Origin of the sequence: Arthrobacter sp. FW306-05-C (assembly GCF_021801725.1) — a bacterium.
Classification (GTDB): Bacteria; Actinomycetota; Actinomycetes; order Actinomycetales; family Micrococcaceae; genus Arthrobacter.
This window is the reverse complement of sequence record NZ_CP084556.1, coordinates 248,908-275,566: the sequence shown is the minus strand read 5'-3', so window position 1 is coordinate 275,566 and position 26,659 is coordinate 248,908. Positions and strand designations below refer to the sequence as shown.

The following is a 26,659-nucleotide window of genomic DNA, read 5'->3' as shown; positions in this document are numbered from 1 at the left end:
CAGCCGCCGTGTCAGGCGCTGACGGACAGCCGGATCATGGACCAGGACACGGCCGGAAGCTCGGCGGTGAGGCGGCCGCCGTCGACCTTTACTGTTCCGTTTTCGGAGGGCAGGACGGACGTGGAATCGTCGGCACTGGCCTGCCAGTAGGGATCCTTGTTGGCGTAGGTCACCGCCTCAACCACGCGGACGTTGCCCAGCGCGGCCACGGCAGCATCCAGGGTAAGCGCGGAGTCTGCCGAGCGGTTTACCGCGAACACCACTGCCTCGCCCTTGTCCGCGTCATACGTGGCGACGGCGGACAGCGCGGTGAAGTCCGGCGTCTTGCCGCCGCTGACCAGCGGGGATTCGACGGCGAGCTGCAGCACCGTGCCGGACGCGTGCCGGGAGGTCAGCGCGAACGGGTGGAAGGTGGTCTGCTTCCAGGACCGCCCACCGGGCTCGGTCATGATGGGCGCGATGACGTTCACCAGCTGCGCCAAGCTGGCCGAGTGGACGCGGTCCGTGTTCCGGAGCAGCGTGACCAGCAGGTCCCCCACCACCACGGCGTCGGCCACCGTGTAGGTATCCTCCAGCAGCACGGGGGCCACCGGCCAGTCCTTGCCGGTGGGCACCTTGGATTCGTCCCGGCTCATGTGCCAGACATTCCACTCATCGAAGGAGATGTTCACCTGCTTGGTGGACTTCTTCACCGACTTCACGTGGTCGATGTGGCTCACGAGGTCCCGGATGAAGGCTTCCATCTTGTGCCCGGCAGCGAGGTGTTCCTGCAGGTCGCCGAAGTCCTCGAAGTACTGGTGCGCGGAGATCAGGTCCACCAGTTCATAGGTTTCGGACAGCACTACCCGCTCCCACTCACCGAACGTGGGCATGGTGGGCCCGGAGCTGCCACACGCAACCAGCTCCAGGTCCGGCTCCACCATGCGCATTGCCCGGGCGGTGTCCTCGGCGAGCCGGCCGTACTCCAGCGCGTTCTTGTGGCCGATTTGCCACGGGCCGTCCATTTCGTTGCCCAGGCACCACATCTTGATGCCGTAGCCGTCCGCCGCCCCGTTGGCGCGCCGCCGCTCCGAAAGGGCGGTGCCGCCGTCGATGTTGGTGTATTCCAGCAGGTCCAGCGCCTCCTGGATACCACGGGTTCCCAGGTTGACGGCCATCATCGGTTCCACTCCGGCCTTGGCGGACCACTTGGCAAACTCGTCCACACCCACGGTGTTGGGGTCGGTGGAGTGCCAGGCCAGATCCAACCGCACAGGGCGCTGGTCCACCGGACCCACGCCGTCCTCCCAGCGGTAGCCGGAGACAAAGTTGCCGCCCGGATAGCGGACGGTGGACACCCCCAACTCGCGGGTCAGCGCCAGGACGTCCTTGCGGAAGCCGTCCTCGTCGGCGTCCGGGTGGTCCGGCTCGAAGATTCCGGTGTACACGCACCGGCCAAGGTGCTCAACGAAGGCCCCGAAAGTACGACGGCGGACGGGCCCCACAACGAACGAGGGGTCAAGGGTGATTTTTGCTGCAGCAGGTTCTGGCTGGGTCACGAACGTATCCTCGGTGTAGTCATATACAACGTTATAGAAATATTGTTGGGGGTGCCGCTCCGCGCGTCAAGGGGTGTACCAAACCCAATGGCGCAGGGCATTTCTGCGGTGCGGCAGGAGCGGAAGGCAGGGTGGCCTGCGGCAAGACCCCGAGCCCGGCCCCGAACCCCGGGCTCCCAAGTACCACCTAACCGAAAAGACAGGTACCAGCTACGCATTCACGGGGGGCCGGAGGGCAATTAGGTTTCTTTACCAGAGACAAGACCCGTTCTGGTTCTCGGTACTTGGCTCACTAGGGGGTTGTGAGACTGCCAATGCACGCACGACATGTAGGCCCAGGCTTCCCGGTCCACAGGACCCGGGTAATAGGCGGGGCCGGCGACGAGGAGTCCTTCGAGACCAAGGACTCTCCCCCAGCCGTCGCCGGCCCTTTCGCCCCTTCGGACCTCCAAAGGGGCCGGACCCCACTGTTGAAGGCCAGCCATGACCAGGTCGCGGCCACTAACCCGGGCCTCCTGCTGGACCTGGTCAACGGCGCACAGACCCTGTCCGATTCCCTGGATCTGCTGGTGGCAGCGTCCGCAGGGCACGTGGCCAGGACCACCAACCTGGACGTCGGCTGCGGACTGGTGCTGCGCCAGCCCAAGCGCAGCCCGGCCATCACCGGCACCTCGGGGGAAGTGGTCCGCCTGCTGGACTGGGAACGCGAGATGGCCGAGGGGCCGGTGACCGATGTAATGTCCGGCGGCCACCCGGTAGCGGTACTCCAAAGGAACGGCGACTTCCGGTGGAAGCAATATTCCACCCAGCTGCAGTCTGCCGGTTTCGGAAGCGCCCTTGCAGTGCGGCTGCGCCTTGACGCGGACGTTCCGGCTGACGACGGGATCCCCGGCAATACTGAGCTCGGTGAGTCCAGCGCCGCGCTCGCCTTCTTCGCCCAGGACGCAAAGGCCTTCCCGCTCCAGGCCATCGCGGAAGCACGCACCTTCGCCGCCCTGGCGACCAAAAGCCTGCAGATGGCCATCAACCTGCACGCCGCCCGTTCGCTGGCCACCGATCTCCGGTCAGCCCTGGACAGCCGCACCTCCATCAATGTGGCCTGCGGAGTGATCATGGCCCAGAACAGGTGCTCCTACCAGGAGGCGTTTTCCATTCTGGCCAAGGCATCCAGCCACCGGAACATCAAGGTGCGCAAGGTGGCCGAGGACATCCTTGAACGCTTGCCGGAAGGCACGCCGCACTCCCACTTCGGCCGCTAGCCACGCCCGCTGGCCACTCCTGCTGGCCACTCCTGCCTGCCTCTTCGGTTCACTCCCACCGGGATGGGTAGGGAACAATGAGGACCGGCGGCGGAAGGGCAGACCGATGGAGAGCATTCAGGCAGCCGTCCCGCGTACCCGCGGGAGCGCCCTGACTTGGCTGGCAGGACCGCTGGCCACCGCACTGGGACTGGCAGCTCATGTCGCGGGAGGAGGCTCGTCACCCGCCGTGGGCATCGTGGTGGCACTGGCAGCGCTGCTGGGCCTGGGCGCCGTGCTCTTTGAACGGCTGGCGCCCCCGCAGCTTCCGGGCTGGGCTGTCCTGGCGGCATCCGCCGTCGCCCAGCAACTGCTGCACCTTGCCTTGGCAGCCTTCTCAACGGCCACCGCCGTCCCATTGCCGGGCCATGACCATGGCGCCGGCAGCACCGCGGACGTGCCGTCGTCGTCGGCCGTTGCTCCGGCCGCGCACTCACTCCACCTGATGCTGTACCTGCACGCGGGCGCTGCGCTGGCAGCCGCTGCCGTTGTTGCCCAGTGGGGCAGGACCTCCGCATGGGCCCGGGCGCGCATCAGGACGTAAGCGTGCCCCTGGCGATGCTCACGGTGGAGTGTGCGGGGTTGCCGTCCATGGGCTCGTCGGACACATCGACCACCGGGTACTGGGACAAGTCCAGGCCGGCGGGCACCGGGAACGTTCCCGACGTGGAGTTCATGACGCCAAGGCTGACCAGCTTGGAAAGGTCGGGGGCGATCAGCCACACCTCCTGGTAGCCCTTGGCTTCATCCTTGTTCAGGCTGACCTCGAGGCTGCGTGAACCATCGGCAGCTGCCACCACCTTGGCTGATCCGGCGGCGGAGTGCTGTGCCAACGGGGTCAGCTGGGCCTCGGCCAGCTCCCGGGGCTGCGCCGGCCGGTTCAGGGCCCAGACTGCGCCGGCAACCACCAGGACGGCAGCGGCCGCTGTCGCCAGCCACGCACCGGGTCGCTGCCACCAGGCGGCCTTCGCCCGGTCACGTTTTGTCCGGGCACCTTCCGTGCGGGCGGGCATGGGAACAACGTTCGACGGCGGCGCGGTCCCGGGTGCCGGCGTGGCGGCGGGCGGTGCGCCGCCTTCCTTTTGGGCTTCCGCAGCCAGCGGGTCCTCCCGGACGGACTCCCCCAGGCCAAGTTCCCGGTGGATTCCTGCCCAGACCTGGGGGCCTGGGACGGACAGGCGGCTGGTGTCCGGCGTCGTCTTCACCGCCTCCACCGTGCGGCGCAGGGCAGCGTAGTCGGCCGCGCATTGTGGGCAGGCCCGGAGGTGCTCGCGGCCTGCCGGGTCCTCCCAGTCGTCATACAGCGCCAGGAGGCTCAACTGTTCCGGATCAAGATGCGGCATGGTCTACCTCCAATCGGCTTCTGAGGTGGGTGAGGCTGCGGCGGATATGGCTCTTGACGGTACCAAGGGGCAGGTCCAGTTTCCGCGAAATCTGTTCGTGCGTCAGATCCTCGTAGAAGGCAAGCTTCATGATGGAACCCTGGGGCTCGCCGAGCCTCTCCAGTTCGCCGTCCAGGAGCAGCCGGTCCGCCAGGGTTTCCGCGGCCTCGGTTCCCGCCCCGGGGTCCGCAGCCAGTCCGGCCCCTGCAGCGGCGTGGGCCTTGCGTACTTCGCGGGCCGATGACTGCTGGGCATCTGCGATGGCGTTGCGCGTAATCCCCACGATCCACGCCGGGAGCCGGGCGACCTGCGGGTTGAAGGTGCCCCGCGAGCGCCACACCCGGATGAAGACTTCCTGGGTCACGTCGTCCGCCGCCGCCCGGTCCACCAGGGACCGGAGAGCCAGGGTATGCACCACGGGCGCGAACTCGCGGTAGGCCGCCGCCAGCGCATGCTCATCGCCGGACAGGAAGGATGCGGTCAGTCCGTCGTCCCATCCTGGGGAGGCGCGGCCGGGGAGCGTCACAGGCGGCTCCCTCCCGGCTTCGGCGACGAGATACATGGCGGGCCACCGCTTATCCAGGAACTGTTTCATCCGGGGACCGCGGTGACAATGACATTGTCGCTGTAGTCCATCCGCGCGTCCAGCCATTTGCCGCCGCAGGTGACCAGCTTGAGTTCATGCGGGCCGGAGCGGCGGAACAGGGAGGCGCCGTCGAACTTGTCCTTCGCCATCAGCTCCACGCCCACTACGCGGTACGTGACCGCCGGGGCGCCTTCCCGCCCCACGCTGATAACGGTTCCCGCCGCGAGCGACTTCAGCGCGGAAAACGGCGCCCGGTCCGACTTCGTGTCAATATGTCCGGCGATGACGGTCGCGCCTTCGGCGGCCCCGGGGGCGGGGCCGAACTTGTACCAGGCGGCGCGGTCGAACACGTCTGGAATCTCCATCGCTCCCCCGGCTGACACTCCCCCGGGCACCACCGGCATGTCGATGGCCGTGCCGGCGACGGTGAGCGAGGTGGGTGGAGGCGCGGCAGCAGCGGCCGGTGGAGTCGCCGGCCGGACCGGAATGGCCTTTTCCAGCGCTGCGGCCGGGCCGGAAGGTGCCGCTTCAACGGCAGCCGGGGGCGGCAGCGGGGTGTTGGGCGCGGCCGGCGCACCGGTGACCGCCGCAACAGCCGGCGGTTGCCCGGAAGTGGCGGGATCACCGAAGGCGCACCCGGAAAGAACCAGCGCAGCAGCCACCAGCGCCGCTGCGCCGGCACCAAAGGAATGTCGATGGCGGTGGCCGCCTGCCGTCGTCGTACCTGCCTTCATGCCTGCCGCCTCCCTGAAACACCGTGCGTCGAACAATTGGAAGACCCGGCAGGGGCCCGTCCGCGGGTGCGCGGCCGGGCCCCTGCCTTCTACCGTCCTGCCAGAGGAGCGTCAGAGCTCCGCGCGCCGGGCGCGGACCGCCCGGCTTACGCCCACCGCCCCGGCCAGCAGGGCCAGGGCTGCCAGGCCGAATCCGGCAGTGGCAACCGTGGAGCCCGCACCGGCAGAACCAGCGGCACCATTGAGGGCGCCCGGCACCGAACCCGGAGCAGAGTGCAGGCCCTCGATGGTCTGCACGGCGAGCTTCAGGTTCTGGTCCGCCAGGCTGCCCCAGGCGTAGACGATGGTGTGCGTCCCCTCGGCCACCGCCACGTCCGCCGGGCCGATCACCGGGGTGGTAGTACCGGCAGCGGCGACTGCGGCCGGGACGGTGCCGGGATCGAGGGTCAGGGTTTGCTCGTTCGGGTTGGCCAGGTTGGTGACGACGGCGGTACCGCCCGCCAGGACATCGACGGCGGGTGCAGCGGCGGCGTGCCGGACGGTCAGTTTGCCCTTGCCTGCCGGGATCTGGGAGACATCGTTGGTGAACAGGCTGGCGGTGGGCTTGCCGTCCGCGCCCAGGTGGGCCGCGGCGGTGTAGTTTCCGTTGGCGGCCAGGTTGACGCTGACCGGGCCAATGGCGGGCGCGGACGCGTCGGCGGCGTCGGCGGCCGTGATGGCGATCTGGTAGGAACCCGCCGGAAGCGCCAGTGGCCCGGCAAGGGTTCCCGGGGCGAAATCATCAAGCGTGCGCTCGCCGTTGACCCAGACGTCCACGGTCAGTCCGGGGACCCCGTGCAGGACGGAAAGCTGGGCGTCCCCCTCTGCTGCGTTCGCGGGACCGGCCAGAGCGATTGCGGCTGCAATGGCTGCCGCACCGGCACCTGCGGTGAAGATTGTGTTGCGCATGTCCATCTCCTTGAACGGCCCGGCTGCCGGGCGTTTTTTGCTGACACCCCTACTACCGGCGCAGGGCCGGATTTGGATGCACATTCATGGAGATTTTTTTGGGCGGAGCTCCTACGCGGAGGCCGGAGCGGCGGTGCTGGCGCGCAGGACCAGTTCGGGCGGCACCACGGTGGAGCTCACCGGGGCGCCGGACTCGATTTCCTGAAGCATGATGTCCATGCAGCGGCGGCCCAGCTCCTCGAAGTCCTGGCGGACGGTGGTCAGCGGGGGCGTGAAGTACCCCGCCTCCGGCTGGTCGTCGAAACCCACCACGGAGACGTCGTCGGGCACTTTGACGCCCGCCTCCGTGAAGGCGCGCAGCAGGCCCAGGGCCATCTGGTCGTTCCCCACGAAGATGGCCGTCGCAGTGCGCGCGGAAGCCAGCCCGCGGCCGATCGCATAGCCGCTGCCAGCGCTCCAGTCGCCTTCCACCAGCAGGGAATCGTCCAGCCCTGCTTCCCGAAGGGCGGCGCGCCAGCCCTCCGCACGCTCGGCACCGTCGGTCCAGTCCGGCGGGCCCGCGATGTGCCCGATCTGCCGGTGGCCTTCCTTGATGAGATGTTCGACGGCGAGCCGGGCGCCCGCGCGCTGGTCCACCATGGCGCCGCTCACCAAAGCACTGCCTGCCGAGCCCACGGCCACCACGGGCACGGGGAGGTTCATCTGTTCCAGTACAGCCAGGGTTTCCGAATGCGGCACCAGCACGGCGATTCCGTCCACGGCCTGGTCCATGAAGTGGCCAACAGCGTCGGAGATGGCGTCCCTGCTGACTTCCCGCAGGGCGGCGATGCTGACAAAGTAGCCGGCATTGCGGGCGGCATTTTCGACGCCCACCAACGTGTTGGCCGGGCCATATTGGGAGAGCTCGCTGGCCAGCACTCCGATGGTCTGCGATCGCCGCGTAACCAGGCTCCGGGCAGCGGTGTTGCGCCGGTACCCCAGTTCCGCAATGGCCGCTTCCACCTTTTCCCGCGTCGCCTTGCTGACGTTGGGGTGGTTGTTCACCACGCGGGAGACGGTCTGGTGGGAGACCCCGGCGATCTTGGCCACGTCTTCCAGGCGCGGCATCCGGCCCTTGCTGGTTTTTGCCATGTGCCTATTGTGCCTGTTGCGGCCGCTGGGCTCGGTGTCTCGCGGGTGCAAATCGTGTCCAGCGCAGATTGTGGATGGGTGCTTGCACTGCCCCTGCCCGATGGGAAGGATGGGGGTCATCCGCGTCTGCAAAGAAGGAGCCGGCCCAATGACCAAGTACCTGATCTCGTTTCCCAGTGGCGTCATGGACATTCCCGACGGCGGCCTGCAGCAGGTTGCCGACGCGGCCCATGCGGTGGTCCGGGAGGCAAAGGACGCGGGTGTCTGGGTGTTCGGCGGCGGCATCGACGAGAGCGTCCCGCCGGTCATGGTGGACGGCGGCGGAACCGTCACGGAGGGCACCTACCCCCAGACAGCGCAGATCGAGGGCGGCTACACGGTGCTGGAATTGCCCAGCTACGACGCTGCGCTGCACTGGGCCGCGAAGATCGCCGCCGCCTGCCGCTGCGCCCAGGAAGTGCGGGCGTTCCAGTACGATCCAGCCAGCTGAACGCTGAACCCGGCCGCCTGGACCTGGAGTAATGGTGGAACTGCAGTATCCGTTCACCGGCTCCTGGCGGGTGCAGAACTCCCCCGCGGACCGGGTTCCCAGCCACGGGACGCCGTTGTTGGGCACCAGCTACGCCATCGACTTCACGCCGGTAGACGGGAACGGGCGGTCCGCGCGGTTCACCCTGGCGTCGTTGTTCCGGCCCGAGCCGCCGGAACACTTCGTGGGGTTTGGCAGGACTGTCACGGCGCCGGTGTCCGGCATGGTGCGCGCCGCGCACGACGGAGAGGCTGACCACGCCGCTTTTCCGCGGGTTTCCGTCGATCGGCTATGCCGCAACCCAGGCCCGGCGTGTCCGGGAAGGGTGGCTGGGCCTGGCCGGCAACCACGTGATTGTCGAAAGCGCGGGCTTGTTCGTCGCTCTGTGCCACCTCAGGCAAGGAAGCGTCAGGGTCCGGCCTGGGCAACGGGTTGAGTGCGGCGAAGTGGTGGGAGCGTGCGGCAACTCCGGCAACAGCACGGAGCCGCATCTGCACGTGCAGGCCATGGACTCCCCGAACCCCCAACAGGCATCTGCGGTTCCCGTCACCTTCCCCGGAGGACTGCCGCGGAACGGGACGGTGTTGTCACTGTGAACGCCGCCAGCGTGAAGGCTGTCCGCTTGACTCTGCTTGCCTGAAACAGAAGGGGCCCGCCTGAAACAGAAAGGCCCCCACGTCCTTGACTCGATCCGTGAGGGGCTTCCCTTTAGCTGCTCCGCACATTGGGGGGACGTGCGTTCTTGCTTCCCTAAAAGTAGTAGGGCAGATGCTGCTTTTCCAGTCGACACTCCGGCTGGGTGGACCGCCCCACAGGCGCAGCTTGCGTTGGTTGGCTCTTAAAACACCTGCAGGCCAGAACCAACATGGCTCTGACCTGCGTAAACGGTGGGCCCTGTGGGGCTCGAACCCACGACCCACGGATTAAAAGTCCGATGCTCTACCAACTGAGCTAAAGGCCCCTGCCGGCCGGTCAACACGTTGTGTCCGCCCGTCCGGCCCAATCCATTTCTGGACGTTAATACTCTAACCCATGGTTCCCGCGTCTTTCGCACCCGGTCCGGGAGCCGCCGTCGTGCGCCCAAACCAACTGGTGAAGGCCCTTTTCCGCCGGAGCGGGACGAATGCAAACATGCTCGATTTCCGCTCCGGCACAGGAGTAGCGTGGGGGCATGAGCGAGCAAGCAGGAAACAGTCCGTACGGCGGCAGCAACCGGCACCACAAGCCCAAGCCTTTCGCGCCGATGGATTTCGAACCGTTCGCCGGCGGGGCTGATCCCGCCCGCGTGTCCGAGGCCGCCCACCTCGCCGCCCAGGCCCTGGTCCGCCACGGCCGCGACAGCGACGACCCCCAGATCACCGAACGCCTGGTAAAGCTCGCGGACGAGCAGGGCCTGGAGGCCATTGCCGAGATGTGGGCCGAAAGCCCCGCCCGCTCCCTTCCCGGCGCGCTCTGGCGCCTCTACGCCCTCCGCGCCGCCACCGTCCGGGACCCCGAGCGCATCTCCGTCTACTTCCGCGCCGGAAGGGACACCGCCCAGGTTTCCAATGTGGTGGCCGGCGCCGCGGAGCCGCCCGGTGCCGATGAAATGCGCAGCATGGCGGACGCCATCCTCTCCGGCGCCTTCGACGGCGATTTCGACGTCGCGCTGGAACGTTCCGCCGCATTTTGCCGCGTGGTGGCGCTCGGGCAGGCCACCCTCGCCGACGGCGCCGAGCACGCCAACGAGGCACATGCCAGCAAGCTGACGCGGAACTCGCACCAGTTGGTGAAGACCGCCGAGGACCTGGAACACGCCGCCAACGCGTGGCGCCTGGGCGAGTTGGACTGAGTTCCCTTTTCCTCCGGCGGCCCGCATTTCAGGGACGAAGCGGGCGCCCGCTGTCAAGATTGACTTGGGACGGGTGAAGTAGAAGACTGAAACCGGTGCCGAGCCGCGAAACCCCCGGGCTTCAACAATTAGCCGCCTAGAGCGGCCTACCGCCGAGAGGCGTATCCGGTTCGGCACCATTTTTCTGCCCTCATCCAGGTGGCGAATTCAGAGGCTGCTGTTACGGGCCGGTAGAGTAGGCGACAGTTGCCCGCCGGCGTCAAGTCACACCGCAGCAACCCCGCCTTGATAAGTCCCCGGAGACCGGTAAATACGTGAAGCTGCGCCTTTTTCCCCAGGAGCCCGCAGGGCTGAAGCTGCTCTCGCAGATGGCACAACAGATCGTGCTGGCCAGTGCCACCCTGGCCGAGATCCTTGGCGTACCCGCGGATGAGCACGGCAAGCTCGTGGAGGATATGCACAACATCGAGGCCAAGTCCGCCGAACTGCACTTCGCCCTTTTGACCCACATGCGCAGCAGCTTCGTGAACCCCCTCCCCCGCGAAGACATGTACGCGTTGTCCCGGTACCTCAACGAGGCCATGGAGAAGATGGATGCCGCCGCGGAGTTGGTGGCCCTGTACAAGCTGGACCGCCTGCCCAAGCGCGCCGCCGACCAGTTGGAGATCATCAGCCGGCAGGCCGAGCTGACCGTTGACGCGATGCGCAGGCTCAATGACCTGGATGACCTCGAGGACTACTGGATCGAAATCCTGCGCCTCGCTAAACGGGCCGAGCGGACCCACCGTGTCTGGGTGGCGGACATGATTGCGGACATGAAGTGGGCCCAGTACTCCCGCAACCGGGACATCGCCAACCAGCTGGTGGAGGTCACCAAGGACATGCGGCGGGTGGCCACCCAGGTAGGCAGCATCATCGTCAAGGAATCCTGAGGTGGCGGCAGCCATCTTCGGCGCGGTGGTCCTCCTGGCCGCGGCATTCGCCTTCCTGAACGGCTTCCGCGACGCGTCCACCTCCGTCGCCCTGGCGGTGCGGAACCGTGCCCTTACCCCCAGCGTCGGCGTGCTCCTTGCCGCGTTCTTCAACTTTGTCGGCGCCCTCCTGAGCGCCCTGCTCGCCGTCGCCGCCAGCCAAACCTGGATCAACCTTCCCAGCGGCGCTGATGGCCTCACCATCCTGGTGGCCGGGCTGGCCAGTGCCTGTGCCTGGGGGCTGCTGATGTGGTGGCGCGGCATTCCGGCCTCCTCCACCCATGCGCTGGTGGGCGGGCTTGCCGGCGCTGGCCTGGCCAGTCTCGCGATCGGGGGCCCGGGAGTTGAGGGGGTGGACCAGTCACTGTTGTTCCAGGTGGTCCTGCCGCTGGTGCTGTCACCGCTGGTGGCCTACAGCGGCTCCTTCCTCCTGGTGTACCCGGCCACGTGGGTGGCCCGATACACGCAGCCCAACGTGGTGAACCAGCGCTTCCGCCGGGGCCAGGCTGTTGCCGCCGGCGCGGTCGCGTTTGGCCACGGCCTGCAGGACGGGCAGCGCGTCAGCGCCGTGCTGCTGCTGGCCCTCCTGGCGGCAGGCTATTCCGACGGCGGGATCCCCACCTGGGTGGCCGCGCTCTCCGCCGTCATGATGACGGCGGGGACACTTTTTGGCGGCTGGCGGATCTCCCAAACCATCGGCTACAAGATCACCAGGATCGATCCCCTCCGCGGCTCGGTGGCGCAGACCTTCAGCGCACTGATGCTCTTTGTGGGCGCCATCGGGCTGCACTGGCCGCTGTCCACCACCCATACCGTCACCGCCGGGGCCTTGGGCGCCGGGGAAAACCAGCACTTTTCGGTGACCAACCGGAAGCTGGTCATCCGGATCCTGTGGCTCTGGGCCCTTACTCCCCTGGCCACCTGCGCCCTGGCTTTCGTGCTGGCCCTGGCGCTCTCCCCCATCCCCGGATAGACAGGGTTACCCGCGGGTGCAGATCCCCTGTACAGGGAATCCGCCGTGACGTACATTCGAAAGTGCGCCCCCGGTCAATGTTGCCGGGGACCGGCGTCCGCGCCGTGTGCAGGGCTGCGGATGAGCGCCGCTGCAGCAACACGGCGGCTTGGATGCACCACGCGGAAATGAGCACGCGTCATGTCTTTCCCGTATTCCCGGCGCCCCCTGCCACAGCCCCGGCAGCCCCAGTGCGAGGCCTGTGGAACTGAGCACCAGCTGACCATCCACGCCATCACGGCCATCGGAGCCGCGGGCGGAGACCTGGTGACAGTCTCCTACACCTGCAACGACTGCAACCTGTTCCAGGAACACACCGCCTACGCCACCGACGTCGCGGCAGCGCTCAACCAGGTCCGGTGGATGGCGAAGGTGGTCATCTTCGGGGACGACTACATCCACTGCGGTTTTCCCATGGAGGAAGCCGAGTTCGAGGTTGAGCGGCTCTGCTACCGCAGCAGCAGGACCGGCCGCAGCCTCAACGCCGTGTCCCTGCCCACGCGCGTGCTGCGCTGCCAGTGCGGATTCCAGCTGGAAGTCCCGGAGTAGTCCCGGCGCCTTACTACAGCTGGATGCCCGCGGCACCACCTGGCGCGGACTGAAGGACGGCGGCCAGCTCCTCCGCCGTCAGGTTCGCGGCTGAACAGAGCTCATCCTGCGTGATTCCGGCAGTAGAGGCTGCGCGGACTGCCTGCCGCAGGGACTCCTGGGCGTTGTCCAGTTCCCACTGCATGCTTTCAACGAGCGAACTGGTGCGCCAGACCACGGACAGGACGTCCTCCTCCTCGGCAGCCACCGCAAGGTGGGGTTCGAGTTCCGGTGCCAAGGGTCCGGCCGCGAGGGGCCCGGCCAAACCGGCGGCGGCGGCAAAACCCTCCGCCGGCAGGACAGGGTCGGGCAGCACGATTTCAGGCAACACGGGATCCGGGAGGACCGCATTCTGCACTGCTGCACCTGCGCCTACTGCGGGTACGGAAACCGTAAGCTGGGGGCCCAGAGGGCTGCTGGCCGTCTGCGTCATGGCAAAACTCCTTAAGCTGGCTTACTACTAGTTCCGTAAGTATCTAGATGAGCGTACTAAACGAACTCCCAGAGCGCCAACGGAAGCGGGCTTATCCAAAGCGACCGGAAACGTAGTCCTCGGTGGCCTTCTGGACAGGGTTGCTGAAGATGGTGTGGGTGTCGCCGTACTCAATCAGCTTGCCCGGCTTACCGGTGCCCGCGATGTTGAAGAAAGCGGTCCGATCCGAGACACGTGCAGCCTGCTGCATGTTGTGGGTAACGATCACCACCGTGTACTGGTCCTTGAGCTCATTGATGAGGTCCTCAATGGCCAGCGTGGAAATGGGGTCCAGGGCGGAGCACGGCTCGTCCATGAGGATCACCTGCGGCTCCACGGCGATGGCGCGGGCAATGCAGAGCCGCTGCTGCTGGCCGCCCGAAAGGCCGGAACCGGGCTTCTCCAGCCGGTCCTTGACCTCGTTCCAGAGGTTGGCGCCCTTGAGCGAGCGCTCCACCAGGACGTCGGCCTCACCCTTGGAGATCTTCTTGTTGTTCAGCTTGACGCCGGCCAGCACATTGTCGCGGATGGACATGGTGGGGAACGGGTTGGGGCGCTGGAAGACCATGCCGATCTGGGAACGCACGGTGACGGGGTCCACGCCGGGGCCGTAGAGGTTGTCGCCGTCCAGCAGGACCTCGCCCTCGACGCGCGCGCCGGGGATGACCTCGTGCATGCGGTTCAGGGTGCGGAGGAAGGTGGACTTTCCGCAGCCGGAGGGGCCAATGAACGCGGTGACGGACTTGGCCTCGATGTTGATGCTGACGTCCTCCACGGCAAGGAAATCGCCGTAGTACACGTTCAGGTCCTTGACGTCGATGCGCTTAGACATGGAGTTCCTTCACTTACTGGTATGGATTGAAGTCTAGGATCCGCCGCGGTATGGCGGAAGGCAGGGCCTGGTTACCGGCCGGCTTTGGGGGCGAAGATCCTGGCGATCAGGCGGGCCACCAGGTTCAGGACCATCACCAGGATGATCAGCACCAGCGCCGCGCCCCAGGCCCGCTGCGAGGACGGGTCCGGGTTGGAGGGCGAGGTGGGGTTGAGGATCTGGGTGTAGATGAACGTGGGCAGCGAAGCCATCCAGCCGCCAAAGACGTTCGAGTTGATGCTGGTGGCAAAACCGGCGGTGACCAGGATGGGCGCCGTCTCGCCGATGACCCGGGCAATCGCCAGGGTGACGCCGGACGCGATGCCTGAGATCGCCGTCGGAATAACCACCTTGAGGATGGTGCGCCACTTGCGCACGCCCAGGGCGTAGGCGGCCTCGCGGAGTTCGTTGGGGACGATCTTGAGCATTTCCTCGCTGGAGCGGACCACCACGGGGATCATCAGCACCGACAGCGCGACGGCGGCCACCGCACCGGTCTTGGTGCCCGGGCCCACCACCACGAAGAAGAACGCGGCAGCGAACAGGCCCGCCACGATGGAGGGGATGCCGGTCATGACGTCCACGAAGAACGTGATGGCCCTGGCCAGGCGGCCGTCGTGGCCGTACTCCACCAGGTAGATGGCGGTGAGCAGCCCTACCGGAACGGAAATTACGGTGGCAAGCAAGGTGATCTGCACCGTGCCCAGGAGGGCGTGGTAGATGCCGCCCATCACCGGGGCGCCGCTTTCCACGGCCTTGTTGTCATAGGCGCCCGTGACGCCGTTCATGGAGGTGGTGAGGAACCCGGGGTCCATAAGACCCGGGATGCCGTTCACCAGCACCGTCCAGATCACCGAAACCAGGGGCAGGAGGGCCACCAGGAACGAGCCCACCACCAGGCAGGTGGCCAGCTTGTCCTTGGCCTTGCGGGACCCTTCCACCACTGCGCTCCAGGACACCAGGCCGATGGCGAACAGGATCGCGGAGACCAGTCCCCAGCCGAACGCATTGAAGCCGACCAGGGCCAGGATGGCGGCGCCAACAATCAGGGCCGCAGCCAGGACGGCGTAGGGGGCATACTTGGGCAGCTGGCCCTTGGTGAGCGCCGACCGCTTGCTGCGGACGGGGGTAAGCGTGGAGGTCATTTAGTTGGCTCCCGAGAATTCTTTGTGCCGGGTGATGACCCAGCGGGCGATCATGTTCACGGCCAGGGTGATGACGAACAGGACCAGGCCGGCGGCGATCAGCGTGCTGACCCTGATGCCGCTGGCTTCCGGGAAGTTCAGGGCGATCTCGGCAGCGATGGTTTGGTTGCCGGACTGGATCAGGCTGGCCGTCAAAGCGCCGGAGGACAGGACCAGGGCAACGGCCATGGTTTCGCCCAGCGCGCGGCCCAGGCCCAGCATGACGGCGCTGATGATGCCCGGCCTGCCGAAGGGCAGCACTGCCATCTTGATCATTTCCCAGCGGGTAGCGCCCAGGGCCAACGCAGCTTCTTCATGCAGCTTGGGGGTCTGCAGGAAGATCTCGCGCGACAGCGAGGTGATGATCGGCAGGACCATGACCGCCAGGACGATGCCTGCGGTGAGGATTGTCTTGCCGGTCGTGGAGGCCGGACCCTCGAAGATGGGAAGCCAGCCCATGTTGGCCGCCAGCCAGACGTACGCCGGAGAGATTTCCTTTGCCAGGAACGCTGCACCCCAGGCACCGTAGACCACGGACGGAATGGCGGCGAGCAGGTCAACCACATAGCCCAGTCCGGAGGCAAGGCGGCGCGGTGCGAAGTGTGAGATGAACAGCGCCACGCCAATGGCGATGGGGGTGGCGATGACCAGTGCGATGACGGCCGCGATGAGAGTGCCGATCACGATGGGCCAGATGTAGGCGAAAAAGCCCTGGCCGCCCTGGATCTTGTCGGCGGGCGCGGTCAGGGCGGGAACTGCCTGGACAACCAGGAACAGTGCGACGCCGAAGAGGACGGCAAGGATCAGGCACCCGGCTGCCAGCGTGGCGCCGGAAAAGACTTTATCCCCGGCGCGTCCGGCGCCTTGGGTACTTGTCAGGGGGGTGGCGGTCATTCGACGGCCCTTCGATTCGTTGCTGGATTGAGGAGGCGGGGTGCAAAGCCAAGTTCCCCGCACTGCCTTCCGGCAGGCGGGGAACCCGGTTTTGCAGCGTTGGCTAGGACTTGACCTTGATCGAGTCGACGGCCTTGGCAGCCTTTGCGGCGAGGTCCGAGGACAGCGGGGCGGACTTGGCCGACTCGGCTGCGGCCTTCTGGCCCTCTGCGGAAACTACGTAGTGCTCGAAGGCCTTGACCAGGTCAACGGTCTCCTGCTTGTCGTAGGTGGTGCACAGGACGTGGAAGGACACCAGGACGATCGGGTAGGCGCCGGCGATGGTGGTCTTGCGGTCCAGCTTGATGGAGAGGTCGTTGGCGGCGCGGCCTTCAACCGGCTTGCCTGCGTCCACGGCCTTCGCAGCGGCGTCAGCCGAGATCTTGGTGAAGGAATCGCCCACCTTGATCTGGGCCACGCCGAGCTTGCCGCTCACTGCGGAGTCGTCAGCGTAAGTCACGGCGCCGGGGGTGTCCGTGACGGTCTTGACCACGCCGGAAGTGCCCTTGGCATTTTCACCCTGAAGGCTGGCGGGCCAGACACCGGCGGCCTTGTCGGTCCAGACCTCGGGTGCCGCTGCGGCCAGGTAGTCGGTGAAGTTCTGGGTGGTGCCGGAGTCGTCGGAACGGTTCACCGGGGTGACCTTCAGGTCGGGCAGGGAGACGCCGGCGTTCAGGGCGGCGATGGCGGGATCGTTCCACTTGGCGATCTGGCCGCGGAAGATCTTGGCTACGGTGGTGGCGTCCAGCTTCAGGTCGGTGACGCCGGGAACGTTGAAGGCCACGGCGATCGGGGAGATGTAGACCGGGACGTTGATGGCGCCCTCGGGGCCGCAGACGGACTTGGAGGAGGCGTATTCGTCATCCTTCAGGTAGGCGTCAGAGCCGGCGAACTGGGCCGAGCCGTCCAGGATGGCCTTGCGGCCCGCGCCGGAGCCGTCCGGGGAGTACTGCACGCTGGCGCCGGAATTGGCGGAAGCGAAGTTGGTCTTCCAGGCGTCCATGGCAGCGCCCTGGGCGGAGGAACCAATGCCGGTCAGGGTGCCGGTGACCTTGGTGCCGCCGGCGGACTGGCTGCCGGCAGGAGCGGTGCCAGTGGCGTTGTCTGAACCGCAGGCGCTGAGCGCGAGTGCGCCGGCTGCGATAACAGCGATAGCCGCGTGGCGGCCGAAGCGGAGTGCCTTCACTAGATGTACCCCTTCCAGGGTTATTCAGGTGCGGGACAGGGACGGAGAACCCTGCTGCGCGATGCGTACGTTGTGTACCTTCAAGAAAGTTATGGGCCGCAGGTAACGGGATGGCCTGTCCAAAGTGAACGGAGGATTAACGACGGCGGGATATTGGCTGACAAATGCCGGGTCACCATTGCGCGGATCACAGGTGGGGCCGTAGTGGCGGCACGAAGTGCAGCACCGAACAGCAAATAGACTGAACGGCATGGCTCCAGCAGCAGGACTTTCAGCAGGCAAACGGTTCCTGCACGGCCGCATCCGCACCGGGTTGATCCGAAGCCGGAATTCGCTGGTTCCGGCAATCCAGATGACCGTCTGCGCCGTGGCGGCCTATGCCTTCGCGGAGTACGTCCTGGGGCACAGCGGCCCGCTGTTCGCAGCCACGTCGTCCCTCATCGCCCTTGGCTTCTCGCGTGAGCCACGGCTGCGGCGGGTCGTGGAGGTGGGCCTGGGCTGCACCATCGGGATTGCCGTGGGTGACCTGCTCCTGCACTGGCTGGGCAGCGGAATCTGGCAGGCCGCCGTCGTCCTTCTCTTCTCCATCCTCCTGGCCCGCTTCCTGGACAGCGGAACCATCTTCACCACCCAACTGGGGCTGCAGTCGCTGCTGGTGGTGCTGCTTCCGGCGCCGGCGGGCGGGCCGTTCACGCGCAGCATCGACGCCGTGGTGGGAGGCCTTTGCGCGCTGCTGGTGACCATCCTCATGCCCAAGGATCCGCGCCGGGAGCCGCGCCGCGATGTCCAGAAGCTGCTGCATGAGCTTGCCGAGGTCCTGCGCGAATGCGCCGACGCCCTGGTGAACAGCGATTCCACCCAGGCCTGGCATGCGCTGATCCGCGGCAGGAACTGCCAGCCGCTGGTCGACGCCATGCGACAGTCGCTCCGTGCGTCCGGTGAGGTTGCCACCCTGGCGCCCGCCTACCGCCGGCACCGGGATGAGCTGGACCGGCTCAAGCAGTCGCTGGACTTTATCGACCTGGCGCTGCGCAACAGCCGCGTTTTCGCCAGGCGGCTCACCAGCGCCATCAACCATGCCGCACTCTCTGATGAGGCGACGGACAGCATCGCCGAAGTGCTGCAGGAGACCGCTGCCGCGATTGACGAGCTTTCGCTGGGCCTTGCGGAATCGCACGACGGCGTCCGGCGCGCCCACCTGCGCACGGCGCGGCGGGACCTGAGCGAGATTGCCCTGCGCCTGCATCCCAAGCTGCTGGAGGTGCAGCGGCTCGAGGGCGAGACGGTGGTCATGTTGTTCCGGCCGCTGATGGTGGACTTGCTGGAGGCCACCGGGATGGACGCCGACGAGGCCAGGGACGTGTTGCCCGCACTGTAGTGTCGGTGCCCGCCGCTAGGGTTGAACGCATGGCAACGAAGACTTCCCGGGCGTCAAAAGCGCCTGCATACAAATGCGCCGAATGCGGCTGGACCACGGCCAAGTGGGTGGGCCGCTGCGGTGAGTGCCAGGCCTGGGGCACCGTTGAGGAAACAGGCACTGCGGTGGCGCGGACCACGGCGGCCACAACAGTTGTGGAACCGGCCCGGAAAATCGCGGACGTGGATGCCACCACGGCTGCCTTCCTGCCCACCGGTGTGGACGAACTGGACCGGGTGCTGGGCGGCGGCCTGGTTCCGGGCGCCGTCATCCTGCTGGCCGGTGAGCCCGGCGTGGGTAAGTCAACGCTGCTGCTGGATGTTGCGGCCAAATTCGCACGGACCGCCCAGGACGTCCTATATGTCACCGGCGAAGAGTCGGCGGCACAGGTGAAGCTGCGCGCGGAGCGGATCGACGCCGTGGCCGAATCCCTGTACCTGTCTGCGGAGACCGACCTTGGCCAGGCGCTGGGGCAGGTGGAGAAGATCGAGCCGCGGCTTCTGATTGTGGATTCGGTGCAGACGCTCAGCAGCGCGGACGTGGATGGCAGCGCCGGTGGCGTGTCCCAGGTGCGGGAGGTGGCGGCTTCCATCATCGCGGCCGCGAAACGGCGCAACATGACCACGTTGCTGGTGGGGCACGTGACCAAGGACGGTTCCATCGCGGGGCCGCGGTTGCTGGAACACCTGGTGGACGTGGTCTGCCAGTTCGAGGGCGAGCGGCATTCACGGCTGCGGCTGCTCCGGGCGGTTAAGAACCGGTACGGGCCCACCGACGATGTTGGCTGCTTCGACCTGAACGAGAACGGAATTGAGGGCCTGGCCGATCCCAGCGGACTGTTCGTCAGCCGCACCAAGGACCCGGTGTCAGGTACCTGCATCACTGTCACCATGGAGGGGCGGCGTCCCCTGCTGGCGGAGGTGCAGTCGCTGCTGGCCGAGAGCCCCAACTCGCAGCCCCGGCGCGCCACCAGCGGCCTGGACAGTTCCCGGGTGTCCATGCTCCTGGCCGTCCTGCAGCAGCGGGCAGGAACCCTGCTGCACAAGGACGATTCCTACGTGGCCACCGTTGGCGGGGTGAAGCTCAGCGAGCCCGCCACTGACCTTGCAGTTGCCCTTGCGGTGGCGTCTGCCAAAGCCCGCAAACCCCTGCCCATCCGGCTGATCGCCTTTGGCGAAGTGGGACTGGCCGGCGAGGTCCGGCCGGTACCGGGCATCAACCAGCGCATCCAGGAGGCACACCGGCTGGGATTCACCCACGCTGTGGTTCCGGCCAGCCACACCGGGCCGGGCCCGGTGCCGCCGGGGTTCTCCGTGCGTGAAGTGGAACACCTGACGGAGGCACTCAGCCTTTTGATTGGTTAGCAGTCCCGGTTGAATATGCAGCCGCCGGCTCCCGCCCTGACCGGTGGCGATCCATCGCCGGATTCAGTGGGCGGTACGGTGGATGGGAGCCTTCTCGCAGACGGAGGTTTTTATTTCTGTGCTGGGGGAAGCTTGGTAACCAAGGAATGGCAGGGCACTGCCGAAGGGGCTGCCCACGCGGGCAGGGCACCGGCGCAGCCGGTTGTGTCGGACCGTCTTGACGGACTGTTCGGAGGGCTGAGCGCGCGGAAGCGCGTGATTGCCAGCCAACTGCCGGTCAGCATGACCATTTTGCTTGTGGTGCTCGCCGCCGCAATTTTCAGCCCGGAAACGTTGGCCAACAACTTGTTCCTGGCGGCGCTGCTGTTCCACGTAGCAATCGCCGTTGCGTGCATTGCCACCCCGTGGGGGCGTCTTCCCATGGGGGCCTTCGCGGTGATCCCGCTCCTGGACTGTGTCGCCATCGGTTTCACCCGGGAGGCTGGCGGCCCGGCCTTCAGCGTCCTGAGCATGATGCTTGTGTTCCCTGTCATTTGGCTCTCGGCGCAGGTGCGGCCGTACATGCCGGTACTCGCCATCTCGGGGACCATCCTCGGTGTAGTGGTTCCCGCCGCCTTGCATGGGTCGCCGCCCGCAGGGGGGTCGATGATCCGCACCCTGATACTCCCCTTGGTCATGTCCGTCATTGCGGTTACGGCGCACGTAGTGGCAACCACCATCCGCCGCCAGCGCATGACTTTAATCGAAAACGAGCACGAAATGGCACGGACCCTCGACGAGAGCGTCCGCCGGCAATGTCTCCTCGACGCCGTACTCAAGGCCGTTGGGGTGGGTGTTTGGGTGGTGGATGCCAAGGGAAACACCGTCCTGGCCAACAGGGCCATGCGGTCGGACCCCGTCCTGGCAGACGTCATTGGGTCCACGGGTGGAAGCGGCGCTGCCGGCGGGCCGGGGCTGCTGATGTCCGCCGATCGCTCCACCCCTGTCATGCTCCACCAGCTTCCCGCAGCCCGCGCCGCCGCAGGGGAAGCGTTCACTGACGAGTTGTACTGGGCCGGTCCTGCCGACCGCCAGCGCGCCTACTCCGTAAGCTCGCAGTCTTTCCCTCCGTCCGGCGGGCAGGAGGGCGGTGCCGTCATCACTTTCGTGGACGTGACCAGCCTGATTAACGCGCTCGCGGCGAAAGACAACTTTGTTGCCACCGTCTCGCACGAACTCCGGACCCCGCTCACCTCAATCCTCGGCTACCTGGAACTGGTCCTGGACGAACCCGGGCACGAGGAGATCCAGGAAGAGCTCCTCGTGGTCCGCCGCAATGCAGGGCACCTGCTGAACCTGGTCAACGACCTGATCGCCGTGGCGTCGGAGCGGGTTGACCTGTCCTTGGAGGAGACGGACCTGGCCCGGCTGCTCGCCGTCGAGGTCGACGCTGCCTTGCCCAAGGCGGCCAGCAGCGGGCTGCAGCTGGCGCTCGATGCCGAGCAGCCGCTGCCCGGCAGGATGGATCCTAAGCGGATCGGCCAGGTGATCCAGAACCTGCTCTCGAACGCCATCAAGTACTCCCCGGATGGCGGTTTGATCACTGTCACAGGCCGCCGTAGGGACGCAGAGTTGGTCTGCACCATTTCGGACACCGGCTCGGGGATGACCGGGGAGGAGCAGGAACAGGCGTTCACCAAGTTCTTCCGTTCGGCGCGCTCACGCGAAACAGCCATCCCGGGCGCAGGCCTGGGATTGTCGGTCAGCAAGACGATTATCGAGGGCCATGGAGGATCAATCACCCTCGACAGTGAACCCGGCGTGGGCACCACCGTAACCTTCATCCTGCCGGCATCCTGAGCGGTTCCGGCTGGACCTTGGCTGCGGCGCAGTTGTTTAGGGGGCAGCCGTCAGGAACCCTCGGTCAGCCAGCGGGAGACATCGCTGCGCAGCACCAGCAGCGGGCCGCCGGTGGCGCTTACGTTACCGTTGGCCACGTAGTACCCGCGGCCCGAGCCGGCTCCCCCGGCTGCCCGGTCCAGGGCGTCCACTAAGTGCCGCGGCAGGTGCCCCTGCGGGCCAAGGCTGCGCAGCTCATCCACTTCTTCCGGCGTCAGCCGGCCCAAAACTTCAGCTATGTTGGCCATCAGCGGTCCCTTCGAGGAGTGCCTGAAGGAATAACCTAGAGCAGCGCCGTGAACTGCACGTTAACGGTGGACGGCAATTTTGCACTTCGCTTGGGAAGTGCCCTGTTTGGAGGATCGATGCCCATTCGAAGCGCAGGCATACTGTTGTACCGGCAGGACCTGCCCATACCCGCCGGCGCCGGCACCTCCGGCGGCCACCATGGGCTGCAGGTCTGGATCGCCCACATGGGCGGCCCCTTCTGGGCGCGCAAGGACGCGCACGCATGGTCCATTCCCAAGGGCGAGTACGTTGACGGTGAGGACCCACTTGCCGCCGCCCTGCGCGAGTTCGCCGAGGAGATGGGCACTGAAGCTCCTGGAGTTGAGTACAGGCTGCTTGGCGAATTCCGGCAATCCTCCGGAAAGCTCATCACTGTCTACACCGGGGAGGCGGCTTTCGATCCGGAGGCCATCAACAGCAACACGTTTCCGCTCGAGTGGCCCAAGGGCTCCGCCAGGATCCAGCACTACCCCGAAATCGACGACGCGCGCTGGTTCCCGGAGGAGGAGGCACGGCTCAAGCTTGTAAAGGGTCAGCTGCCCATCCTTGATGCCCTGGTGAAAGTCACCGCCGTGACGTGACGCAGCCGCCCGAACGCCGTCAGCTCTCCCCGCTCCAGGACCGCCGGAACGGTGCCGTTAATTTCCGGTCATCACCAAAGCCACACTGTGGCCGCCGAAACCGAAGGCGTTCACCAGCCCTGCCCGGCGATGGCCCGGCGGAAGCTGGTGGGCGCTTTCGGTGATGACGTGAAGGTCCACTTCCGGGTCCAGCGTCCCGACATTCAGGGTCCCCGGCAACTGGCCGGTGCGCAGGGCCTCAAGGACTACGACGGCTGCCAACGCACCGGCCCCACCCAGCAGGTGGCCGGTATGCCCCTTGGTGGAAGTGACGGGGACGCCAGGGCCGAAGACTGCGTTGATCGCCTGGCCTTCCAGCCGGTCACCCACAGGGGTGGACGTGGCGTGGGCGTGTACGAATCCAATGTCCGCCGGCTGCAGGCCTGCTGAGTCCAGCGCCTTTTGCATGACCCGGCGCTGCATTGCGGGATCCGCCGCCACGATGTCGTTCGCGTCGGAGGTTACCGCTCCGCCGGCTACGGCACCGAGCACGGCCGCGCCCCGCGCATGGGCATGCTCTTCACTTTCCAGCACCACCACCGCGGCACCTTCCGCCAGCACAAAGCCGTCCCGGCCGGCGTCGAACGGACGGGACGCCCGCTGCGGATCGTCCGCGCGCGTGGACAGTGCGCGGATCTGGGCAAAGCCACTGATCACCAGGTCATTGACCGAGGCGTCAACGCCACCGGCAATTACGACGTCGGCAGCACCTGAGTGGATCAGCTCCGTTGCCTGGACAATCGCCTCAGCTCCCGAGGCACAGGCGCTGACAGGAGTCCGGGCGCCACCGCGGGCACCGAGATCAATGGACACCCAGGCCGCGGGGCCATTGGCCATCAGCCGCGTGAGGGTGTGCGGCGAGACTTTGCGCGGGCCGGACGCCGCCAGCACCCGGTCCTGCTCGATGGTGGAACCCAGCCCACCGTAGGCGGAGCCGATCACCACAGCGAACCGCTCCGGGTCCACCTCGGGGGCACCTGCCTGCACCCATGCCTCGCGTGCCGCGATCAGGGCAAGCTGGCCGCAGCGGTCCATCCGCTTCATTTCGCGGGTGCTGAGGTGCTCCGAAAGATCCGCCGTGACCTGCCCGGCGATCTTGACCGGCAGCTGCTCAGCCCAGCCCTGCGAGAGTGCCGCTATTCCGGACCGCCCATCGAGCAGGGCCTCCCAGGTTTCCTTGACGGTGGAGCCGAGCGGGTTGATGGTTCCGGCCCCGGTCACCACGGCCCGCGGCTGTGCCGGGCCTGCCGGCAGGTTGACCACCTTACTTCGCCGGGTTGTGCGTGCCGATGGGCACGAGGGTGAGGTCCGGGTGGTTCTTCTCAATGCGCCGCAGCGCCCAGACGTCATTGAACAAGGCGAGGTATTCGCCGTCGGACCGCAAGAGCACCTCCGCGCCCGGTACGTTGGCCAGCGCAGGCATGGCGTCCGCCGTCGTAATTCTTGCCAGGGAGTACGGCAGGCGCTCCAGTCGCATGGGGGCGCTGAAGTCGTGTGCCATGCGGTCCTCCACCACTTCGAACTGCATGGGTCCGACGGCGGCAAGCACCGGTGCCTGGTCGCCGCGGAGGTCGGAGCGGAGCAGCTGGATGACGCCCTCGTGCTCCAGCTGCTCGATACCGCGGCGGAACTGCTTGAACTTGCTGGGGTCCTTGGAGCGGGCCACCTGGAAGTGTTCCGGGGCGAACAGCGGGATGGCCGGGTACTCCACCGCTTCGTCAAGGAACAGGCTGTCACCGACGCGCAGCGATGACGCGTTGACCAGGCCCACCACATCCCCTGGGTACGCCTCGTCGATGACTTCGCGTTCGCGGCCGAACACCTGCTGCGCGTACTTGGTGGCGAAGGACTTGCCCGTGCGGGTCTGGGTGACCACCATGCCGCGTTCGAAGATGCCCGAGCAGACGCGGATGAAGGCCACGTGGTCGCGGTGTGCCTTGTTCATGCCGGCCTGGACCTTGAACACGAAGCCGGAGAACGGGGATTCCACCGGGCGGGTGTTGCCGTCCACGTCCGGACGCGGCGATGCCGGCGGCGCGAAGTCCACCAGTGCGTCCAGCAATTCCTTGACGCCGAAGTTCAGTGCGGCGGAGCTGAAGAGGATGGGGGTCGCCTTGCCGGCGTGGAAAGCCTCGACGTCGAATTCGAGGTTGGACTCGATCACCAGTCCCGCCTCGTCCACGGCGTCGGACCAGTTGCTGCCCTGGTCTTCCGCAGCTTCCTCAGGGCTGAAGTAGTCGGTGATGGCGATCTGGGCGCCTGCGTTGTTGCGCTGGAAACGGGCGAAGCGGTCGTTGCGCAGGTCCCAGACGCCGCGGAAGTCACCGGAGATGCCCACGGCCCAGGTCAGCGGCATGGGCTGCAGGCCGGTGCGTTCGGTGATCTCGTCCATCAGGGCAAGCGCGTCCAGGCCGGGGCGGTCCCATTTGTTGATGACGGTGATGATGGGCAGGTTGCGCTGCTTGCAGACCTCGAACAGTTTCATGGTCTGGGTTTCCAGGCCCTTGGCGGCGTCCACCAGCATCACGGCGCAGTCGACCGCGGCCAGCACGCGGTAGGTGTCCTCGGAGAAGTCGGCGTGGCCGGGGGTGTCCAGGAGGTTGATCACGGTGTCGCGGTAGGAGAACTGCAGGGCGGCGGAGCTGATGGAGATGCCGCGGTCCTTTTCCATCTGCATCCAGTCGGAGACGGTTTCCCTGCGGTTGGCCTTGCCACTGGAGGCGCCCGCGGTACCGATCACTTTTGCGTGCAGGGCCAGCGCCTCGGTGAGGGTGGACTTGCCGGCGTCAGGGTGGGAAATGACGGCAAAGGTCCTGCGGCGGCCCGCCTCCTTGTGAATCTCGGAGATCCGGGCGGGGGTCAGGACATCTTGGGACACGGTGCTACTTTCGCTGCGGTTGTGGCTGCCCAGGGCCTGTCGGGCTACTGCTGTGCGACTCAAGGGCGGGGAATGTCATTGGCAAACGGCCAAAGTATAAGTTTATCGCAGGGCTGCAACTGGCACCGGCGGCGCTTAACGCAGGCGAAACCAGACGTTCAAAGCAGCGAAATGCCGGGACGTTAGCTTGGGCGCATGATGCATGGCGCCACTTTCACCGGCAACCTTTTCTTCGACCCGCTGGCCACAAACCTTGCCAACAATTGTGGTCCTGCCGCGACGCAGGATCCCGATCCGGGCATTCCCTCCGGCTCATCGCGGAAGCGGGGAGTCCAGACGGCGGAGGAACACAAGGCGCTGCGGGCTGCGTCCCTTTCGAAGGTCAGCAGGGACCTGGAGCGGATGCTCAGGGACCTGAAGCGCTGAGTCTGCACCGGAACGCGCGCGCTGAGCGGGCGGCGGCAGCCGTAACGGCATGATGGGTTCATGCGCAGCATCGAGTTGGTCTTTGACGGCTCCACCGATTCCCTGATCAGGGCCGACTGGGCCCGGCTGCAGGCTGCGGACCTTCCCAGCCTTGCAGCGCACACCTCCTTGAGCAACAGCCCCCACATCACGCTTGCCGCCGGGGCGGACCTGCAGGCCGGCCAAGAAAGTCCGCACCAACAAGGCCTGTGGCAGGCGTTGCCCATGAACATCACGTTCTCCGGCGCCATTGTTTTTCCCGCAGGAGCGGGCAAGTATGTCCTGGCCAGGGCGGTCCTGCTGACCGACCCCCTGCTTGACCTGCACAGGCGACTCCACCAGGACCTGTCCGGCGCGCTGTCACTGACGCTGCCGGGGGCGTGGACGCCGCACGTCACCATCTCCCGCCGCGTCCCCGCGCACCAACTCGGAGCGGCCATGGACCTGCTGGACCTGCGCCTTGAAGGCCAGTGCACGGGGGCCCGCCTTTGGGACAGCGACAGCAGAACCGTCACGCCCCTCATCGAATGCCCTTAGGGCGCCTGAGTCCAGCAC

Annotated in this window: 28 protein-coding genes and 1 tRNA gene; 14 read left to right on the top strand and 15 right to left on the bottom strand. The window is 66.7% G+C overall.

The annotated features are described in order from the left end of the window. Window positions 1-11: 11 nt before the first annotated feature. A complete protein-coding gene (gene arfA, locus LFT44_RS01345; protein ID WP_236800652.1) occupies window positions 12-1,538 on the bottom strand; it encodes an arabinosylfuranosidase ArfA in 1,527 nt (508 codons plus the stop codon). Between the two features lie 470 nt (window positions 1,539-2,008). Here arfA and LFT44_RS01340 point away from each other — a divergent pair, with 470 nt between their 5' ends. Together LFT44_RS01340 and LFT44_RS01335 are read left to right on the top strand one after the other, a co-directional pair. Then, window positions 2,009-2,797, top strand: coding sequence for an ANTAR domain-containing response regulator (locus tag LFT44_RS01340; protein WP_236800651.1), 789 nt, complete (start codon window positions 2,009-2,011; stop codon window positions 2,795-2,797). A 106-nt stretch (window positions 2,798-2,903) separates the two neighbouring features. Next, window positions 2,904-3,380: a hypothetical protein gene (locus tag LFT44_RS01335; RefSeq protein ID WP_236800650.1), complete on the top strand. Its 477-nt coding sequence runs from the start codon at window positions 2,904-2,906 to the stop codon at window positions 3,378-3,380. Here LFT44_RS01335 and LFT44_RS01330 read toward each other — a convergent pair. From LFT44_RS01330 to LFT44_RS01310, 5 genes are all read right to left on the bottom strand, one after another. Next, entirely contained in the window at window positions 3,370-4,179 is an 810-nt protein-coding gene (locus tag LFT44_RS01330; protein ID WP_236800649.1) for an anti-sigma factor, read from the bottom strand. The genes LFT44_RS01335 and LFT44_RS01330 overlap by 11 nt on opposite strands. After that, window positions 4,166-4,780 carry an RNA polymerase sigma factor gene (locus tag LFT44_RS01325; protein WP_442863787.1) on the bottom strand — a complete coding sequence of 205 codons (615 nt, stop codon included), beginning with the start codon at window positions 4,778-4,780 and terminating at the stop codon, window positions 4,166-4,168. The genes LFT44_RS01330 and LFT44_RS01325 overlap by 14 nt, the downstream gene beginning before the upstream one ends. A 29-nt stretch (window positions 4,781-4,809) precedes the next feature. Beyond that, window positions 4,810-5,538 carry a class F sortase gene (locus LFT44_RS01320; RefSeq protein WP_236800647.1) on the bottom strand — a complete coding sequence of 243 codons (729 nt, stop codon included), beginning with the start codon at window positions 5,536-5,538 and terminating at the stop codon, window positions 4,810-4,812. A gap of 111 nt (window positions 5,539-5,649) precedes the next feature. Then, window positions 5,650-6,486 carry a DUF4397 domain-containing protein gene (locus tag LFT44_RS01315; RefSeq protein ID WP_236800645.1) on the bottom strand — a complete coding sequence of 279 codons (837 nt, stop codon included), beginning with the start codon at window positions 6,484-6,486 and terminating at the stop codon, window positions 5,650-5,652. 111 nt (window positions 6,487-6,597) lie between these two features. Next, entirely contained in the window at window positions 6,598-7,617 is a 1,020-nt protein-coding gene (locus tag LFT44_RS01310; protein WP_236800643.1) for a LacI family DNA-binding transcriptional regulator, read from the bottom strand. A gap of 148 nt (window positions 7,618-7,765) precedes the next feature. Here LFT44_RS01310 and LFT44_RS01305 point away from each other — a divergent pair, with 148 nt between their 5' ends. Beyond that, complete coding sequence (locus tag LFT44_RS01305) at window positions 7,766-8,107, top strand: YciI family protein (protein ID WP_236800641.1); 342 nt, start codon at window positions 7,766-7,768, stop codon at window positions 8,105-8,107. Window positions 8,108-8,496: 389 nt separating this feature from the next. Then, window positions 8,497-8,742, top strand: coding sequence for a M23 family metallopeptidase (locus LFT44_RS22060; protein WP_336885564.1), 246 nt, complete (start codon window positions 8,497-8,499; stop codon window positions 8,740-8,742). Between the two features lie 292 nt (window positions 8,743-9,034). On the opposite strand, the gene LFT44_RS01295 is transcribed toward LFT44_RS22060, so the two are convergent. Further along, window positions 9,035-9,107 (bottom strand) — tRNA-Lys (locus tag LFT44_RS01295). A gap of 210 nt (window positions 9,108-9,317) precedes the next feature. On the opposite strand from LFT44_RS01295, the gene LFT44_RS01290 reads away from it, so the two are divergent. The 4 genes from LFT44_RS01290 (at window position 9,318) to LFT44_RS01275 (ending at window position 12,509) form a co-directional block, all read left to right on the top strand. Next, entirely contained in the window at window positions 9,318-9,977 is a 660-nt protein-coding gene (locus LFT44_RS01290; protein ID WP_236800640.1) for a hypothetical protein, read from the top strand. 314 nt (window positions 9,978-10,291) lie between these two features. Continuing rightward, complete coding sequence (locus tag LFT44_RS01285; RefSeq protein ID WP_236800639.1) at window positions 10,292-10,909, top strand: DUF47 domain-containing protein; 618 nt, start codon at window positions 10,292-10,294, stop codon at window positions 10,907-10,909. 1 nt (window position 10,910) lies between these two features. After that, window positions 10,911-11,921 (top strand): inorganic phosphate transporter, encoded by a 1,011-nt coding sequence (locus tag LFT44_RS01280; RefSeq protein ID WP_236800638.1) that lies wholly within the window; start codon window positions 10,911-10,913, stop codon window positions 11,919-11,921. A gap of 180 nt (window positions 11,922-12,101) precedes the next feature. Beyond that, on the top strand, window positions 12,102-12,509 hold the full coding sequence (locus LFT44_RS01275) for a hypothetical protein (protein ID WP_236800637.1): 408 nt from the start codon (window positions 12,102-12,104) through the stop codon (window positions 12,507-12,509). A gap of 13 nt (window positions 12,510-12,522) precedes the next feature. On the opposite strand, the gene LFT44_RS01270 is transcribed toward LFT44_RS01275, so the two are convergent. The 5 genes from LFT44_RS01270 to pstS form a co-directional block, all read right to left on the bottom strand. After that, window positions 12,523-12,981 (bottom strand): hypothetical protein, encoded by a 459-nt coding sequence (locus LFT44_RS01270; protein WP_236800636.1) that lies wholly within the window; start codon window positions 12,979-12,981, stop codon window positions 12,523-12,525. Between the two features lie 91 nt (window positions 12,982-13,072). Beyond that, a complete protein-coding gene (gene pstB / locus LFT44_RS01265) occupies window positions 13,073-13,852 on the bottom strand; it encodes a phosphate ABC transporter ATP-binding protein PstB (protein WP_018770927.1) in 780 nt (259 codons plus the stop codon). 71 nt (window positions 13,853-13,923) lie between these two features. Then, window positions 13,924-15,036, bottom strand: a complete 1,113-nt coding sequence (pstA, locus tag LFT44_RS01260; RefSeq protein WP_236800635.1) for a phosphate ABC transporter permease PstA — start codon at window positions 15,034-15,036, stop codon at window positions 13,924-13,926. Beyond that, a complete protein-coding gene (gene pstC / locus LFT44_RS01255) occupies window positions 15,037-15,969 on the bottom strand; it encodes a phosphate ABC transporter permease subunit PstC (RefSeq protein WP_236800634.1) in 933 nt (310 codons plus the stop codon). Window positions 15,970-16,072: 103 nt separating this feature from the next. Continuing rightward, on the bottom strand, window positions 16,073-17,194 hold the full coding sequence (gene pstS, locus LFT44_RS01250; protein WP_236800633.1) for a phosphate ABC transporter substrate-binding protein PstS: 1,122 nt from the start codon (window positions 17,192-17,194) through the stop codon (window positions 16,073-16,075). Between the two features lie 250 nt (window positions 17,195-17,444). Between pstS and LFT44_RS01245 the strand changes: the two genes are divergently transcribed. From LFT44_RS01245 to LFT44_RS01235, 3 genes are all read left to right on the top strand, one after another. Further along, entirely contained in the window at window positions 17,445-18,572 is a 1,128-nt protein-coding gene (locus LFT44_RS01245; protein ID WP_236800632.1) for an FUSC family protein, read from the top strand. Between the two features lie 29 nt (window positions 18,573-18,601). Beyond that, window positions 18,602-19,975, top strand: coding sequence for a DNA repair protein RadA (gene radA / locus LFT44_RS01240; protein ID WP_236800631.1), 1,374 nt, complete (start codon window positions 18,602-18,604; stop codon window positions 19,973-19,975). A 132-nt stretch (window positions 19,976-20,107) separates the two neighbouring features. After that, the gene (locus LFT44_RS01235; protein WP_236800630.1) at window positions 20,108-21,814 is read left to right on the top strand and encodes a sensor histidine kinase; all 1,707 of its coding nucleotides are present in this window, start codon (window positions 20,108-20,110) and stop codon (window positions 21,812-21,814) included. Window positions 21,815-21,864: 50 nt separating this feature from the next. Here the strand turns inward: LFT44_RS01235 and LFT44_RS01230 are convergent, their stop codons facing one another. Further along, window positions 21,865-22,101: a hypothetical protein gene (locus LFT44_RS01230; RefSeq protein WP_236800629.1), complete on the bottom strand. Its 237-nt coding sequence runs from the start codon at window positions 22,099-22,101 to the stop codon at window positions 21,865-21,867. Between the two features lie 117 nt (window positions 22,102-22,218). On the opposite strand from LFT44_RS01230, the gene LFT44_RS01225 reads away from it, so the two are divergent. Next, on the top strand, window positions 22,219-22,722 hold the full coding sequence (locus LFT44_RS01225) for an NUDIX domain-containing protein (protein WP_236800628.1): 504 nt from the start codon (window positions 22,219-22,221) through the stop codon (window positions 22,720-22,722). A gap of 57 nt (window positions 22,723-22,779) precedes the next feature. Here LFT44_RS01225 and LFT44_RS01220 read toward each other — a convergent pair whose 3' ends face one another. Next, the gene (locus LFT44_RS01220) at window positions 22,780-24,015 is read right to left on the bottom strand and encodes a beta-ketoacyl-[acyl-carrier-protein] synthase family protein (RefSeq protein ID WP_236802984.1); all 1,236 of its coding nucleotides are present in this window, start codon (window positions 24,013-24,015) and stop codon (window positions 22,780-22,782) included. Window positions 24,016-24,025: 10 nt separating this feature from the next. Next, complete coding sequence (locus LFT44_RS01215; RefSeq protein WP_236800627.1) at window positions 24,026-25,639, bottom strand: peptide chain release factor 3; 1,614 nt, start codon at window positions 25,637-25,639, stop codon at window positions 24,026-24,028. Window positions 25,640-25,834: 195 nt separating this feature from the next. Here LFT44_RS01215 and LFT44_RS01210 point away from each other — a divergent pair, with 195 nt between their 5' ends. Together LFT44_RS01210 and LFT44_RS01205 are read left to right on the top strand one after the other, a co-directional pair. Beyond that, window positions 25,835-26,065, top strand: coding sequence for a hypothetical protein (locus LFT44_RS01210; protein ID WP_236800626.1), 231 nt, complete (start codon window positions 25,835-25,837; stop codon window positions 26,063-26,065). A gap of 60 nt (window positions 26,066-26,125) precedes the next feature. Further along, window positions 26,126-26,641: a 2'-5' RNA ligase family protein gene (locus LFT44_RS01205; RefSeq protein ID WP_236800625.1), complete on the top strand. Its 516-nt coding sequence runs from the start codon at window positions 26,126-26,128 to the stop codon at window positions 26,639-26,641. The last annotated feature ends 18 nt before the right edge of the window (window positions 26,642-26,659 follow it).

What these genes read in the sequence shown, in the direction of transcription:
- LFT44_RS01335 (WP_236800650.1), top strand. Translation starts at nt 2,904, where the DNA reads ATGGAGAGCATTCAGGCAGCCGTCCCGCGTACCCGCGGGAGCGCCCTG.
- LFT44_RS01330 (WP_236800649.1), bottom strand. Translation starts at nt 4,179, where the DNA reads ATGCCGCATCTTGATCCGGAACAGTTGAGCCTCCTGGCGCTGTATGAC.
- LFT44_RS01325 (WP_442863787.1), bottom strand. Translation starts at nt 4,780, where the DNA reads ATGTATCTCGTCGCCGAAGCCGGGAGGGAGCCGCCTGTGACGCTCCCC.
- LFT44_RS01320 (WP_236800647.1), bottom strand. Translation starts at nt 5,538, where the DNA reads ATGAAGGCAGGTACGACGACGGCAGGCGGCCACCGCCATCGACATTCC.
- LFT44_RS01315 (WP_236800645.1), bottom strand. Translation starts at nt 6,486, where the DNA reads ATGCGCAACACAATCTTCACCGCAGGTGCCGGTGCGGCAGCCATTGCA.
- LFT44_RS01310 (WP_236800643.1), bottom strand. Translation starts at nt 7,617, where the DNA reads ATGGCAAAAACCAGCAAGGGCCGGATGCCGCGCCTGGAAGACGTGGCC.
- LFT44_RS01305 (WP_236800641.1), top strand. Translation starts at nt 7,766, where the DNA reads ATGACCAAGTACCTGATCTCGTTTCCCAGTGGCGTCATGGACATTCCC.
- LFT44_RS01290 (WP_236800640.1), top strand. Translation starts at nt 9,318, where the DNA reads ATGAGCGAGCAAGCAGGAAACAGTCCGTACGGCGGCAGCAACCGGCAC.
- LFT44_RS01275 (WP_236800637.1), top strand. Translation starts at nt 12,102, where the DNA reads ATGTCTTTCCCGTATTCCCGGCGCCCCCTGCCACAGCCCCGGCAGCCC.
- LFT44_RS01270 (WP_236800636.1), bottom strand. Translation starts at nt 12,981, where the DNA reads ATGACGCAGACGGCCAGCAGCCCTCTGGGCCCCCAGCTTACGGTTTCC.
- pstB (WP_018770927.1), bottom strand. Translation starts at nt 13,852, where the DNA reads ATGTCTAAGCGCATCGACGTCAAGGACCTGAACGTGTACTACGGCGAT.
- pstA (WP_236800635.1), bottom strand. Translation starts at nt 15,036, where the DNA reads ATGACCTCCACGCTTACCCCCGTCCGCAGCAAGCGGTCGGCGCTCACC.
- pstC (WP_236800634.1), bottom strand. Translation starts at nt 15,969, where the DNA reads ATGACCGCCACCCCCCTGACAAGTACCCAAGGCGCCGGACGCGCCGGG.
- LFT44_RS01245 (WP_236800632.1), top strand. Translation starts at nt 17,445, where the DNA reads ATGGCTCCAGCAGCAGGACTTTCAGCAGGCAAACGGTTCCTGCACGGC.
- radA (WP_236800631.1), top strand. Translation starts at nt 18,602, where the DNA reads ATGGCAACGAAGACTTCCCGGGCGTCAAAAGCGCCTGCATACAAATGC.
- LFT44_RS01230 (WP_236800629.1), bottom strand. Translation starts at nt 22,101, where the DNA reads ATGGCCAACATAGCTGAAGTTTTGGGCCGGCTGACGCCGGAAGAAGTG.
- LFT44_RS01225 (WP_236800628.1), top strand. Translation starts at nt 22,219, where the DNA reads ATGCCCATTCGAAGCGCAGGCATACTGTTGTACCGGCAGGACCTGCCC.
- LFT44_RS01210 (WP_236800626.1), top strand. Translation starts at nt 25,835, where the DNA reads ATGATGCATGGCGCCACTTTCACCGGCAACCTTTTCTTCGACCCGCTG.
- LFT44_RS01205 (WP_236800625.1), top strand. Translation starts at nt 26,126, where the DNA reads ATGCGCAGCATCGAGTTGGTCTTTGACGGCTCCACCGATTCCCTGATC.